The sequence below is a fragment of the Pseudarthrobacter sp. NamE2 genome (genome assembly GCF_005796205.1).
Taxonomy (GTDB): domain Bacteria; phylum Actinomycetota; class Actinomycetes; order Actinomycetales; family Micrococcaceae; genus Arthrobacter.
The window spans coordinates 40,905-54,948 of sequence record NZ_VAHN01000006.1; the positions used below are offsets into that span (position 1 = coordinate 40,905).

Genomic DNA, 14,044 nt, shown 5'->3' on the forward strand with positions numbered 1-14,044 from the left:
ATCTGCACAACTTAGCTGCCCCAGCCTTTCCTTGCCGGCTGGGGCAGCTAAGACTGAGGACGAACGTTCGACTGAATAGGAGCGACTGCGGGAAGTGCGGCCATTGTTGTTTCGCTGAGTCGGATCGATCGATTTGCCGATACTGATGACCAGCGAGCAGCCTAACGGCTATGCCGGAGCTGCCCAGCGTCCTGGGAGCTTTTTCGAAGGCATCACTGCTTTCACCTTTCACAGTGTGATTGAATTTTTGAAAGGTGATCATGACCAGCGCATCGAACACGACTTGCTGGGCGATCTATCGGTGCCCGTAGATGCTTACCACGGGTCCACACTGCGCGGGCTGAGCAAAACTTCCAGGTCACCAGACAGAAATCTCCCAGTTCCCCGAGCTGGTCACCGCCCTGGCGGCAGTGAAGCAGGCTGCCGCCCAAACCAACATGGACCTGGGGGTGCTCATGCCCAGCCAGGGGGAGGCCATCGTGACCGCCTGCAAGGAAATCCGCGCCAGGGCGCTGCTGGAGCCCTTCGTCCTTGACCCGATCCATGGCGGTGCGGGGACCTCAACGAACATGAACGCGAACGAGGTCATTGCCAACCGGGCCTTGGAACTGTTAGGCCACACCAAAGGGGACTACCAGTTCCTCAGCCCCTGGAACACGTCAATCTACGCCAGAGCACCAACGACACCTACCCGACCGCTCTGCGCATCGCGGCCATCCTAGCCGGACAGGAACTGCTGGAAGCCACGGCACACCTGCGCGCCAGTTGCACAACCAAAGCCGAAGAGCCCTGTTATCCCCCGACGCCTGGCCACACCACCCCACTCCCTCGACCAGCGCCTACTGAGCACCAGCTAACTTTCCATCGCAGGCCCCACCCAGACCACATCACGTTGTTGGTTCTCCTCCTCGGCGTCACGTCGACAGGCCGAATCCTCCCTTGCCAGGCGCCCCAGCGTCAGGTTGGGCTGACCGCCAGCTTTCATGAACACCACGTCTGGCGCTTCCAGTTTGGGGGCGCCCTTCGGCGGCCGGCCGCTTAGTCAGTGGGCGAAGAGTCGAGGCGGTGTGCTTTCCCTCAGGATAGGCTCCGCGTTGATGTGGCGAAGGCGTCGTGTTCCAGCCTCCAGTCCCAGTTGCACGGCGGCTGCTCCTGCGGCGGCGAGGTTGAGCTCGACGGTCGTGAGCTCGGGTGTGACGTCTTCGGCTCCGACAACGTTGCCAAACCCGGCGAGTCCAATGTGCTCGCCCGGCTCCATGCCTGACTCCCTGAGCGCGGTCATGGCGCCGATAGCCATGACATCTGAGGCGGCCACTATCAGGTCTGCATCCCGCAGCCCGTGGCGTGCCAGCCGGCTTATCAGGGCATGCGCGCCGTCCCTGGTTATTGGTGAGCGGTGGATATCGCTGTCGCGGATGTCGATACCGGAAGCCTTTGCAGCCTCAATGAATCCACGCTCCCACTCGGCTGCGTTGGTGGATTCTGTGGCTGGTCCGAGCAGAAGAGGGTGGGTGTATCCCCGCTCGGCCAGAAGTTCGGCCAGTTGTGCTGCCCCCGATCGGTGGCCGAGTACCACGGTGTCAAATGGCAAATCGTCCTGGCCCACCGCGACAACACGGCCGCCCCTGGCTTCATACAGGCGCAGTTCCTCGGTCAATTTGTCTTGTGAGGCTGAGGCCCCGTGCCCGCCGCCTGTCAGGATGATCATCTGTGGGCTCAGTCCGCGCAGCGCGCGCACGACGGCAAGGTCGTCTTCGGCACCATATCCGCTTCCGGCGATCGTGACGATCAGGCCGGCGGGGCCTGCACCTTCAATTACGCCTTGGGCGATCGCTGAGTAGTAGGGATGCTCAATGTCGGATACGACGACGGCGATTGTTCGTGTTGTACCTTTTGAAGTCGCCTGGGCAGTCAGATTGGGTCGGTAGCCTAGCTTGTCGGCCGCGGCCATAATGCGGTCCCGTGCAGATGCCCGCACGTTGCGGACCCCCGGGCTCAGGGCCCGCGACGCCGTTGCTACCGAAACGCCTGCCTCTCGTGCCACGTCACGGAGAGTTACTGCACTCCCCTGCGCGGTTTGTGTCATTGCAATCCTGTCGTCACCAATCGCATCCCGGTCTAAGTTTTGCATGGGATGACGGTTTCCCCCAGTAATATCAACACTATCCCCTGATTGAGGAAACAGTTCTCCGTCCTACACGAGGTGACAAACATGAGTGAACGGCTGGCCGACGTCACCTTGCACGAAGTAGCACGCATTGCCGGCGTGTCAGCCTCCACCGCATCAAGGGCGATCAATGGCGGGGATAAAAAGGTAAGTCCGGACTTGGAGCGCCGGGTCAAGGCTGTTGCCAACTCCCTCGGGTACGTACCGAGTCTTTCCGCCCGCGCCTTGAGGGGGCGCCGGACGGCCATAATCCTGCTGGTGAACGACCCCCGCACGGCATCCATCGCGGCTACTGCTGCCGGCATGGAAGAAGCCGGACGAGCTGCCGGGGTCGTGGTAACCGTGTCCGCTACCGGGCCGGACCCCGAGGCCCGCCTGGCGGCGATCAGGACCCTGCGGGCACTGAACCCGAGGGCTTTCGTTGTGGCGGCCAACAGCGTCACTGGCGCCGGAGTCCGCCAGGAAATCAAGGACGAACTCGCAGACTATCAGCGCTCAGGCGGGGGACTGGTGATCATCGGCGACAGTGAACTCGCCGCCCCCACCGTGCGCTTCAACGATTACGAAAGTGCCCGTGTCATCGGCGCCTACATGGGTGGGCTGGGCAGGCGCAAGGCCGCAATCCTGACCACAAGTCATCCTGCCTTTGCCTACCGTACCGAAGGTTTCCTGGACGGTCTTTCCTCCCATGGCTTCAAGGCAGCCGATGTGCGCATCGTCGAGTGCGAACTAAGCAGGGCGGGCGGCAGGGCTGCTGCTTTGGAACTTGCCGGTTCCGGCGCACCCGATCTGGTACTGGCAGGCAATGACGTCCTGGCCATCGGAGCACTTGGAGGATTCCGCTCCGCGGGACTGAAAGTCCCGGACGACGTGGCTCTCTCGGGTGTTGACGATATCCCTCTCGCCCAGGACGTACTGCCCGGATTGACCACCGTGGCCTTTCCCTTCAAGGAAGCCGGCCGGAGAGCTCTCCGTCTGGCCCTCAATTCTTCGGAGTACACGGAGCAGACCGAGCATCTTCGCGGCGCCCTTGTTGTCCGCGGCAGCACGCTCCTCAGCACCGCAGAATAGCCACCATGCACGTTTCGCGGGCTTGAATTGGGCCAACCAAATTGGAAACCGATGTCCCGGTGTTTCCGCCCGTAAACTCCAAGCGCTCCTTTGTAGGGTGCCCCGCCTACCAAACCGCGTGCAAAAACCGCGTTATTACGGCGGGACATCGGTTTCCATTCTTCCTTGTGCTGCGACTCACCACGGTGGTACAACTTTAACCAGTCGCGGAATGCGTTATCCCGCCCCTGTTGCAGTTCCGATTTTTCGGTCAACGTCGATCACATAGGAGGTGCTCGTGAGAAGCACTTATCCCTCCCCAACAAGCGCATTGCGAGGAAGGTCCGCATGAGCGCTTTAGGCGAGCTCCATTCGCTCACGAAACGGGAAAAAGGGCAGCCCAAGGTTAAGGTCAAGCACCGCCACAACAAGGCTGCCTACCTTTTCCTGCTGCCCTGGTTCCTGGGTTTGGGCATCATCACCATCGGCCCGATGATTTCGTCGCTTATCCTGTCATTCACCAAGTACAACCTTCTGCAGGCACCGAAGTTCATCGGCTTTGATAACTACATCCGGATGCTGTCGGATGAGAGCCTGCACCAGTCCCTTGGCGTCACGTTTCTCTACGTCTTCGTGTCGGTTCCCGTTCAGCTTGGGATGGCCCTGGCCCTGGCCCTGCTACTCGACAGGGGCGTCCGGGGTTTGGCCTTCTACCGCTCGGTTTTTTATCTGCCGTCACTTCTTGGCTCGTCGGTTGCCATTGCTGTCCTCTGGAAGCAGGTTTTCGGCACGGAGGGGCTGGTAAACCAGTTCCTGGCCATGTTCGGCATCGCCGGCCAGGGCTGGATCTCCAGCCCGCAAACGGCCCTGGGGACGCTGATCATCCTCAATGTCTGGACGTTCGGAGCGCCAATGGTCATCTTCCTGGCCGGGCTCCGTCAAATCCCGACAATGTACTACGAAGCCGCATCAACCGACGGCGCGTCCAAGTTCCGTCAGTTCCGTACCATCACCTTGCCGCTCCTGACGCCCATCATTTTCTTCAACCTGGTGCTTCAGATCATCCACGCGTTCCAGTCCTTCACCCAGGCATTCATCGTGTCCGGGGGAAGCGGAGGGCCGGCAGAATCGACACTCTTCTACACCCTCTACCTCTACATCCGGGGGTTCTCAAACTTCGATATGGGCTATGCCTCAGCCATGGCCTGGGTCCTGCTGCTGATCATTGGTGCCTTCACCGCAATCAACTTCTGGGCCTCTAAGCATTGGGTTTTCTATGATGACTAATTTCGACACTTTGGAAACGCCGGCGCCCGCTCCGGAAGCACCTTCCCGCGCCAGCGCTGTCCGCGCCGACACGCCCGCACGCAGGAAGCATTCAAGGACCAGGGGCATGGTGAGCAGCGCGATCAAGCACGCTGCGTTGATTCTCGCCGGTCTGATCATGCTCTACCCGGTCCTGTGGCTTGTTGTCTCCTCCCTGAGGCCCACCGACGAGATCTTTCGCGACCCGGGCCTGGTGATCCGCAGCACCGAGTTCTCCAACTACGCGGACGGGTGGAACACGCTGTCCAGCCCCTTCACCGTGTTCCTCATCAATTCCAGCCTGGTCGTGCTGGGATGCATCCTCGGCAACCTGTTTTCATGTTCCTTGGCCGCCTACGCCTTCGCCCGGCTGGATTTTGCGGGAAAGAAGTGGTGGTTCGCGATCATGCTGATCACCATCATGCTGCCCATCCATGTGGTCATCGTTCCCCAGTACATCTTGTTCAGCCAGCTGGGCTGGGTGAACACCTTCGTTCCGTTGATCCTCCCAAAAGTACTGGCAACGGACGCGTTCTTCATCTTCCTGATGGTCCAGTTCATCCGCGGTATTCCCCGGGAACTTGATGAGGCAGCACGTATCGACGGATGCGGGCAGGGCAGGATCTTTGCTCAGGTAATCCTGCCGCTCATGGTCCCGGCCCTGGCAACAACTGCCGTTTTCACGTTCATCTGGACCTGGAACGACTTTTTCTCGCAGCTGCTGTACCTGACCAAGCCTGAGATGTACACCGTTCCGCTCGCCCTGCGTGCGTTCATGGACGCACAGTCCTCGACCAGCTGGGGACCCATGTTCGCCATGTCGGTTGTCTCCCTCATCCCCATCTTCCTTGTCTTCCTTTTTGGCCAGCGGTTCCTGATCAAAGGCATCGCCACCACGGGCGGCAAGTAAGGCACAGGCCCGTGCCGTTTACCCGGCCGGGACTTTCAATACCAGATCACCTCAAAGAAAGGGAACGCCATGTCCGGTGTTCAATTCACCCGCAGAGCCGCGGGATTCATGGCCTTTGCCGCCGCGTCCGCCCTCGCCCTCTCCGCCTGCGGCCCCAGCGCCACGCCCCAGGGCAGCGAAGGCGCGGGGGAGCTGTCCAGCGAACCTGTCACGCTGACGATGACGTGGTGGGGTAACGACACCCGCCAGGCCAACACCCAGAAGATCATTGACGCCTTTGAAAAGGCACACCCGAACATCAACATCGAGCCGTCCTACTCGGACTGGGCCGGCTACTGGGACAAGCTCGCGACCGAAACCGCGGCGAACAACACCCCGGACATCATCCAGATGGACGCCCTCTACCTGAGCACCTACGCCGACCGGGGCGCGCTGCTGGACCTTTCCAGCCTCGGTGACGCCCTCAACACCAGTGACCTGCCGCAGGCCGCGGTGGATTCAGGGAAAGTCGGGGACAGCCTCTACGCCGTCTCCGCCGGTCTGACCGCTTATTCCCTGGTCGCCAATACCTCGATCTTCCAGCAGGCAGGCGTCGAGCTTCCCGACGATAAGACGTGGACCTGGAAAGACTTTGCGGAGATCACCAAGAAGATCTCCGACAGCGGCGCAGGGAAGTACTACGGCGCCTCAGCCTACGGCTTTGAAGACGGCGCTTTGCGGATGTGGGCCCGCCAGAACGGCGACCAGCTCTTCGATAAGGACGGCAAGGTCGTCATCAAACAGGAAACCGTCAAGAGCTGGTGGGACGAGCTGAAGAAGCTCACCGAGACCGGCTCCGTTGCCCCGGCTTCCACAACCATCGAAAAGCAGTCCGGCGGACTGTCCGAATCCCTCAGCGCCACCAACCAGGCTGCCCTGGGCTTCTGGTGGAACGGCCAGCTCACCGCGCTGAGCAAGGCCAGCGGACAGGACCTGAAGCTTCTCCGCGTTCCGGAATCCTCCGGCGGCAAGTACTGGTACAAGCCATCCATGTTCTGGTCTGCTTCCTCGCGCACGCAGCATAAGGCCGAGGCGGCGCTCTTCCTTGACTTCCTGGTCAACAGCCAGGAAGCCGCTGACATCCAGCTGACTGAGCGCGGAGTGCCTGCAAACGAAAAGATCCGTACCGCTATCACCCCCAAGCTCAGCGAGACCGACAAGGCTGTTGTGGCGTTCCTGGATGACCTCAGCGGCGACGTCGGTGAAGCTGAGCCCGTCACTCCTCCGGGTGGCAGCGCCATCGAAGCGCTGCTGAAGAAGTACACCGAGCAGGTCCTGTTCGATCAGGTGTCCACCGACAAGGCCGCGGAAGGGTTCATCAAGGACCTCAGCTCCGAAATCCAGAACTAACAGCAACAGGGCCGGGCCCAGGATCAGCACCCCTGGCCCGGCCCTTGCACACCCGCTTTCACTTACAGGAGACTTCCTTGACTGACAACATCAACCCGGCGATTCGCCGTGCCGCCATTGTGGGCACAGGTGGCATTGCCACGGCCCACGCAGCCGCCCTGACCGAACTGGCCGGCCGCGTCGAACTGGCAGCAGCCGTGGACATCGATCCCGCACGCGCGGCTGCCTTCGCCGAGAAGTGGTCCATCGGCCGGACCTACCCCGACATTGACGGCCTTCTCGAAAACGAAGACCTGGACCTGGTGCACATTTGCACCCCTCCCGGATCGCACGTGCCGCTTGCGATCGCCTGCCTCCGCGCGGGGGTAACGCCTCTGATTGAGAAGCCCCCTGCCCTGTCGCTGGCGGAGATGGATGAACTCGCCGCCGTGGAACGTGAAACCGGCGCATCCGTGTTGACCGTCTTCCAGCACCGCTTCGGCTCCGGGGCCATCCAGCTCAGGAACCTGCTGGAAAAGGGAGTCCTCGGCCGGCCCCTCGTCGCCTCGGCCGACACCCTGTGGTACCGGGACGCCGAGTACTTCTCCGTCCCCTGGCGCGGGAACTGGGAAATCGAAGGCGGCGGCCCGACCATGGGCCACGGCATCCACCAGTTCGACCTGCTGCTGTCCATCCTGGGGGAGTGGGACGAGGTCACCGCCGTCGCCGGCCGCCAGTCCAGGCCCACCGACACCGAAGACGTCTCAGCCGCCCTGGTCCGCTTCGCCAACGGCGCGATCGCCACCGTCGTCAATTCGGTAGTTTCTCCCCGTGAAACCAGTCATCTGCGGTTCGACTTCGAGCGCGCCACCGTCGAACTCGACCACCTCTATGGCTACACCAACAGCAACTGGACCGTTACCGCGGCCGGCACCGACGCCACCATCACCAAGGCCTGGGCCGAAGGCATCGGCAATAACACCAGCGGTCACACCTCCCAGGTCGCCGCCATCCTCGACGCCCTCGATGCGGGAACCACGCCGGCCGTGCCGCTGTCCGCCGCCCGGAGCACCATGGAATTCATCGCCGCCGTCTACGCCTCATCCTTCACCGGACGCCGCATCAAACGCGGCGAGATCGGCCCCGGTGACCCCTTCTACACGAGCATGGTGGGTTCCGGCGCGCCCTGGGCCACAGCAGAAAAGGCCGGGGTGCCGGCATGAGCGCCTTCACTATTGATCACCGCCTTGACGAGTCTGTAACCGTTACTGCTGACGGCACGGCCCTGTTCACCTACACGTACCGCCCCGATACCGTGCAGCTCGAGTCCCCGAAACCGTATCTGCACCCCCTGCGCACCCTTGGCGGGGACGTGGTCAGCCTTTTCCGCCCCCACGACCACGTATGGCACAAGGGCATCGCCTGGGCTCTGCCGCATGTGGGGGAGCATAACTTCTGGGGAGGCCCTACGTACGTTCAGAAACCCGAAGACGCTCCCGGGCAGGGATCCTACGTTCAGCTCGAAAACAACGGACGGGCTGCCAGCTCTGCGCTGACTGAACTGGTAGCTGACAAAGACTCGGCGAGGATCGCGCACCGGCTGGACTGGACCACGCAGCAGGGCGACCTCGTTATCCAGGAGCAGCGCCGGATCAGTGCCGGGATCGCCGGAGACGGCGAGGCCTGGGTGCTGACCTTCGAGACTGCGATGACGAACGTGTCCGGCGCGGCCATTTCCTTTGGCTCGCCCACCACAAAAGGCCGGGAAAACGCCGGCTACGGCGGTCTGTTCTGGCGCGGTCCCCGGTCCTTTACCGGCGGTGTCATCCACACCCCCGGAGCCAGCGGCGGCGAAGAGCTACGCGGTATCCGTGAAGAGTGGATGGGTTTCTCCGGCCAGCACGATGAGAGCGCCCGCTGGTCCACGGTGGTGATGGTCGATGCCCGGGAAAACCCGCTGCATCCGCCCCAGTGGTTTGCGCGTAACGAGCAGTTCGCCTGCCTGTGCCCGGCGCCCTTCTTCAGCGAGGAATTCGGCCTTCCTGCAGAACAGACGCTGAGCTTGCGGTACGCGGTCGTGATCGCCGACGGGATGGATTCGCGTGAAGACGTTACCCGTCTCGCCTCCTGGGGGAGGGAAGCGCTTTCGTGAAGACACTCGTAGAAAAGGCGCCGGTCTTTCCAGGCGGAACATCCGTGACCCGGCTCAGCGTCTACGCTGACCAGGCTCCGGACGGGGTTGCCGGCGGCACGCCACACCTTCACACGGCCTCGACAGAGGCCTACGTTGTCCTCTCCGGCCGCGGGGCAATCCAGACCATTTCCCCGGAAGGGTTCCGGGAAACAACGCTGGAGCCGGGCTCGGTGGTCTGGTTTACCCCGGGCACGATCCACCGGGCCGTGAACCATGGTGATCTGGAAATTCTGGTCATCATGTCCAATGCAGGGCTTCCCGAAGCCGGTGATGCGGTCATGACGTTTCCCGAAGACATCGTGAGCGATCCTGAAGCGTACCGCGTCAACGCGGCCTTGCCCCCGGCAGATTCACCTGAAAGTGTCCTGTCTGCTGCAGCGGCCCGTCGACGGGACCTGGGCGTGGACGGATTTCTTGCTTTGAAAGCCGCTGCTGACACCGGCCCGCAGGCTTTCGAAGTTGCCCTGGACCGCTTCTACAGTGCCGCTTCCGCCGTGGTCACACCCCTTACGGGAACGTGGCGGGAGGTCTGGGAGAAGAGCGCGGGCCGGGCAGCCTCTGAAACCGATCAGGTGCTTTCCGCCCTTGTCACCGGCTCCCAGGAGCACCTGTGGCAGGCCGCACTGGAGCAGGCTCCGGCCACCCGTGCCAACCAACGCTTCGGCATGTGCGGAAGGCTGCAAACCTACAACACCCGGTAATCGAAAGCGCGACCTTCACCCTTCGGGGTGAAGGTCGCACCTCCCCTCGCGCCCTCACGCGTGGCCGCGAGGCAAAACCCGTCCCAGTTCATCTCCCGGAGGAACAATGAAGTCCCTATCAAGAATCGTCAGGCGGTGTGGTGCCGCAGCAGTGGCAACAGCCGTGGTTGCCAGCGGTATGGCCGTTGTGGCACCGCCCAGTTCAGCAATCGACGCCCTGGCGTCGGCGCAGTCGTACGCCGGTTTCACGAGCAAGGGCGACCTGCAGGCAGAAGGCCGCACCATTGTGGCCGGCAAGGAACTTGCCGTCACCGACGGTTCCGCGCCTGCCGGCTCCGGCACCACCTACTACGTCGACTCCATCGGCGGTGATGACACCGCGGCAGGAACCACAGCCGGCACCGCCTGGAAGACGTTCCAAAACGTCAACGCCAAAGTTTTCGCCGCCGGTGACCGGATCCTGCTGAAGGCAGGCAGTTCATGGTCTGCCGAGGGCACAGAGGTGGCCAAGGAAGCCTACGACTACACGCACTGGGTCAACGGGGTGCCCACGGACGTCACGGCGGAAAACCCTTCATGGCTCCTGGCGCCCAAGGGATCGGGAACAGCCGAAAGTCCGATCGTCCTGTCCAGCTACGGGTCAGGCGCAGCACCCGAACTCAACGGCCGCGGCGTGGTCAACGACGTGCTGCAGCTGAACAACCAGCAGCACTGGGACATCTCCAACCTCGAAATCACCAACGTTACCGACGGTTTCAACCCGTCCGTTTTCGAACCGGGCGCAAACCAGGGTCAGAAGCCGGGGGAGGAAAACCCTAAGACCGGCGACCTGCGCGGCATCCACGTCCAGGCCGAAAACGCCGGGACCCTCAGCGGCTTCGACATCCATAACGTCTTCGTCCACGATGTCAGCGGCGTCATGTGGTCCATCGGCAACACCGGTTTGGACCGTTCAAAGCGCACCGGCGGCATCCTGTTCGAGGGACTCAAGGGAGACGCCACGGCCGTGTCCCAGTTCAAGGACGTTACCGTCCGGGACAACGTCATCGCGAACACAGCTTTCGCGAACGTAGCGTTCAAGCAGTTCTCGGGCATGGGCGAAAACCGCTACCGGGACGTCAAACCCGGCTGGGGTGACAGGTCCTCCGGACGGGCCGCCACTGACGGGACCATCACCGAAGATCCCGACTGGCGCCCCCACAGCAGCATCACTGTAACCGGCAACTATCTGACCAACCGTGACACCGAATACGGGTGGAACTCCCTCTACCTGACGAGCGTGCAGGGTGCCACGGTGGACAACAACCTGATCGACGGCACCGGCGTCTCAGGCATCGAAATGTACTACGCCGACAACATCGTGGTGCAGAACAACGAGGTGGCAGGGGTGGAGATGCGGGTCAATGCCGCCGACTCCAACGCCATTGACCCTGACCGCGGCACCTCCAACGTGCTGATCCAGGGCAACTACGTCCACAATTCCGGTGAAGGCATCCTGCTGTGCGGGTTCAGCTTCAGCACCGCTGTTGTCCGCTACAACATCATCCAGGACGTCGATAAAAACTACATCAACCCGCATGGCGACAGCGGGGTCAATCTCATCTACAACAACCTGATGTACAACACACAGAAGCCCACCAGGAACAACACGGTCGGCTTCTTCGAATCCAGCGGCAGCGCCAGCACGTACCTCGTCGAAAAGAACCCGCACTACGTGTTCAACAACGCGTTCATCAACACCAGGGCAGACGTCAGCGGAGCAGCCTTCCGCACCGAATTCCCCGGTGTGCACTTCAGCAACAACGCCTATTACGGGCCCAAGGTCACAGCTCCCAGCGTGGACAAGAACGCCACCACGTCCGATCCCAAGCTCGGTGGGGACCCCGCCGAGAACATCATGAACGCCAGACTGACCACCGCTCAGTCACCGCTGATCAGTGCCGGAATGAATGTGGACCTGGCTGCGATCGCCAAGGGATTCAATGCCACGGGCAACACCGCAACCAGCCAGTTGCCGCTGACGGTGGACTTCTTCGGCACCACCGTTGCGTCCCCGCCGAACGTGGGCCCCTCGTCCTATCTCCCCCCTGAAGGTCAGGGCATGGTCTCCGGCATCGTCACCGATTCCGCAGGCCTGGCCGTTCCCGGCGCAACTGTCGCTTACGGCCCCGGCACGGTCACCGCTGACGCCCGCGGACGCTACGCCCTCGAAGTGCCGGCCGGTGAGTACACCCTCGTTCCGTCGGCACCGGGCTATGAGAACGGTGCCCCGGTAACAATGACCATCGGCAGCCGCGAAATCCTCAGCAGGAATTTGGCTCTGGGTGCGACAACCGCCACAGAGGGAACGGTCGCCGGTACCGTAACTTCCTCCCGGGCCGGACTTGGTGGAGTGGCGGTAACCATCTCCAAGGATGGCCAAACGGTCGCTACCGCGACAACCAACACCGCCGGTGCCTTCCAGATCGCGAACGTCCCTATGGGAGAGGGCTACACCGTCTCCGCCACGAAGAGCGGCTACCAGGAGGCCTCACAGGCAAATGTTACAGTCCAGCCTGCCCGGACAGTTACGGTCAACCTGGTTCTGTCACTCATCCCCGGTGAGACGAAGTACGTCATCAACGAAACCTTCGATGACGAAACAACCGGAGCGTTCACCCAAACCACCGATGGTGCCCTGACCGCCAAGACGGCACCGGCAGTCGGAACAATCACCGTCCGGGACGACGCCGGCCGCGCGGGCAATAAGTACCTCGATATCACAAAGAGCAGCGCAAGCTCGGCGGTCCTGGCGGTTCACAACACGGTGGAGCAGAACCTCACCGGTGCCGTGACCCTCGAAGCACGGGTGCAGCGCACCACGACGAACGGCGCACCCAACCAGCTGGCCATGTACTCGTTCACTGAGTCATCCTGGAACGCGACCAGCCCGGCATCATCAACCAATCCCTCCGCCACTTTCGGGTTCGCAAGTGGAAAGATCATCACCCACAACGTGACCGGTTCCAGCTCGGTGAAGAACGTTGCCGACTACACCCCCGGCAAGTGGTACACCATCCGCAACGTGGTGGACCTCAACACCGGAACGTTCGACTTCTACATCGACGACATGACCACCCCGGTCCTGGCAGACCAGCCACTGCGCACCAAGGTCGACGACCTGGACTACTTCACCTTCTTCATCAACGGAACCAACGTCGGCAACATGCTCGTCGACTACTTCCGGGTCAACACCGGAACACCCTTCGACTACAACGACGCTTCACTTGCCTCTGTTGACGCGAAGACAGCCGACGGCAGCATCCAGCTGGCAACGTCCCAGGACGGCCAGAGCTACACGGGCACCGTGGACCCATACACGCAGACCGTCTCCCTTGGTGCAGCCGCTGCCAGCAAGTTCGCCAAAGTGGCCATCAACGGTACCGACGTCACCGGCGGCAACACTGTGGACGTTGCACTGAACGCGGGCTCGCAGGATGACGCCGAGATCGTAACTGCAGTACCTGTTACGGTCATGGCGGAGGACGGCACCACGGCCACATATACGGTCAACATCTCCCGCACCAACCCCAACCAATCCACGCACCTGCGGAACCTGGAGGTTGAAAGCTACGCATTGACCCCGGCATTCGCGCCCGAACGGCAGGGCGCTGACCTGCCCTACCAGGTCGTGGAAGAACTGGAATCAACCGTCTCCACGGTGAAAGTAAAGTGGCAGGCAGGATGGGCTGGCCAGCAGGTCCAGGTCAACGGCAACATCATGCCCGAAGGAGCCACCGAAACCACGGTGAACCTCAAGGACGGCGAGAACATCATCGACGTCACGGCCAGCTCGTACCCCGGCGACTTCGGCAGCTACATCATCAAACTGACCCGCAAGGCTGCCGTGCAACCATGGGAACTGCGTGGCTTTACCGCTCCCGTAGACATGGGCGGAGTCTGGAACAGCGTAAAGGGCGGAAGCACCGTACCCCTGAAGTTCGAAATGTTCGACCGCGGCGTGGAAATCACTGACCCCGCTCAGGTCAAGAGCTTCACAGCCACCCAAGTACAGTGTCCAGGCACCAGCGCTCCCATTGACGCCGTCGAATTCCTGACAACAGGCAGAACCCAGCTCACCTACGAGGATGGACAGTTCATGCAAAGGTGGCAAACGCCTAAGAAGGCCGGCAGTTGCCTCCAGGTCACCTTAACCGCAGCAGACGGCTCCCAGATCACCTCCAACTTCCTCATCAAATAAGGCACTAACCACATGAGAAAAGGCAGGGCCCGGATTCCCGTCCGGGCCCTGCCTTTTCTCATGCTCACAGAATGGTCCGACTGCCTCACGGATTTCTCTTGAGCGCGAT

General features: G+C 61.9%; 11 protein-coding genes. 10 read left to right on the forward strand and 1 reads right to left on the reverse strand.

The window, feature by feature from the left end:
* Positions 1–401 precede the first annotated feature (401 nt).
* Both FDW83_RS19460 and FDW83_RS19675 read left to right on the forward strand, forming a co-directional pair.
* Positions 402–722, forward strand: a complete 321-nt coding sequence (locus tag FDW83_RS19460; protein WP_370281198.1) for a lyase family protein — start codon at positions 402–404, stop codon at positions 720–722.
* Complete coding sequence (locus FDW83_RS19675) at positions 701–1,042, forward strand: hypothetical protein (RefSeq protein WP_255469942.1); 342 nt, start codon at positions 701–703, stop codon at positions 1,040–1,042. The genes FDW83_RS19460 and FDW83_RS19675 overlap by 22 nt, the downstream gene beginning before the upstream one ends.
* Here FDW83_RS19675 and FDW83_RS08900 read toward each other — a convergent pair whose 3' ends face one another.
* Positions 1,043–2,044 carry a LacI family DNA-binding transcriptional regulator gene (locus tag FDW83_RS08900; protein ID WP_240720920.1) on the reverse strand — a complete coding sequence of 334 codons (1,002 nt, stop codon included), beginning with the start codon at positions 2,042–2,044 and terminating at the stop codon, positions 1,043–1,045.
* 168 nt (positions 2,045–2,212) lie between these two features.
* Between FDW83_RS08900 and FDW83_RS08905 the strand changes: the two genes are divergently transcribed.
* The 8 genes from FDW83_RS08905 to FDW83_RS08940 all read left to right on the forward strand — a co-directional run bounded on the left by FDW83_RS08905 (position 2,213) and on the right by FDW83_RS08940 (position 13,935).
* Positions 2,213–3,238, forward strand: coding sequence for a LacI family DNA-binding transcriptional regulator (locus tag FDW83_RS08905; RefSeq protein ID WP_138137602.1), 1,026 nt, complete (start codon positions 2,213–2,215; stop codon positions 3,236–3,238).
* Between the two features lie 327 nt (positions 3,239–3,565).
* On the forward strand, positions 3,566–4,504 hold the full coding sequence (locus FDW83_RS08910) for a carbohydrate ABC transporter permease (RefSeq protein WP_138137603.1): 939 nt from the start codon (positions 3,566–3,568) through the stop codon (positions 4,502–4,504).
* Between the two features lie 106 nt (positions 4,505–4,610).
* The gene (locus FDW83_RS08915; protein ID WP_370281183.1) at positions 4,611–5,432 is read left to right on the forward strand and encodes a carbohydrate ABC transporter permease; all 822 of its coding nucleotides are present in this window, start codon (positions 4,611–4,613) and stop codon (positions 5,430–5,432) included.
* A gap of 69 nt (positions 5,433–5,501) precedes the next feature.
* Positions 5,502–6,821: an ABC transporter substrate-binding protein gene (locus FDW83_RS08920; protein WP_240720921.1), complete on the forward strand. Its 1,320-nt coding sequence runs from the start codon at positions 5,502–5,504 to the stop codon at positions 6,819–6,821.
* A 77-nt stretch (positions 6,822–6,898) separates the two neighbouring features.
* A complete protein-coding gene (locus tag FDW83_RS08925; RefSeq protein ID WP_138137607.1) occupies positions 6,899–8,023 on the forward strand; it encodes a Gfo/Idh/MocA family protein in 1,125 nt (374 codons plus the stop codon).
* Entirely contained in the window at positions 8,020–8,952 is a 933-nt protein-coding gene (locus FDW83_RS08930) for a PmoA family protein (protein ID WP_138137609.1), read from the forward strand. Before FDW83_RS08925 ends, FDW83_RS08930 begins: the two co-directional genes overlap by 4 nt.
* Positions 8,949–9,695, forward strand: a complete 747-nt coding sequence (locus FDW83_RS08935; RefSeq protein WP_138137611.1) for a cupin domain-containing protein — start codon at positions 8,949–8,951, stop codon at positions 9,693–9,695. Before FDW83_RS08930 ends, FDW83_RS08935 begins: the two co-directional genes overlap by 4 nt.
* A gap of 151 nt (positions 9,696–9,846) precedes the next feature.
* Positions 9,847–13,935: a PxKF domain-containing protein gene (locus FDW83_RS08940; protein ID WP_171027502.1), complete on the forward strand. Its 4,089-nt coding sequence runs from the start codon at positions 9,847–9,849 to the stop codon at positions 13,933–13,935.
* Positions 13,936–14,044 lie beyond the last annotated feature (109 nt).

Coding starts and splice junctions, on each gene's coding strand:
- FDW83_RS08930 (WP_138137609.1), top strand. CDS start 8,020: ATGAGCGCCTTCACTATTGATCACCGCCTTGACGAGTCTGTAACCGTT.
- FDW83_RS08910 (WP_138137603.1), top strand. CDS start 3,566: ATGAGCGCTTTAGGCGAGCTCCATTCGCTCACGAAACGGGAAAAAGGG.
- FDW83_RS08915 (WP_370281183.1), top strand. CDS start 4,611: ATGGTGAGCAGCGCGATCAAGCACGCTGCGTTGATTCTCGCCGGTCTG.
- FDW83_RS08905 (WP_138137602.1), top strand. CDS start 2,213: ATGAGTGAACGGCTGGCCGACGTCACCTTGCACGAAGTAGCACGCATT.
- FDW83_RS08920 (WP_240720921.1), top strand. CDS start 5,502: ATGTCCGGTGTTCAATTCACCCGCAGAGCCGCGGGATTCATGGCCTTT.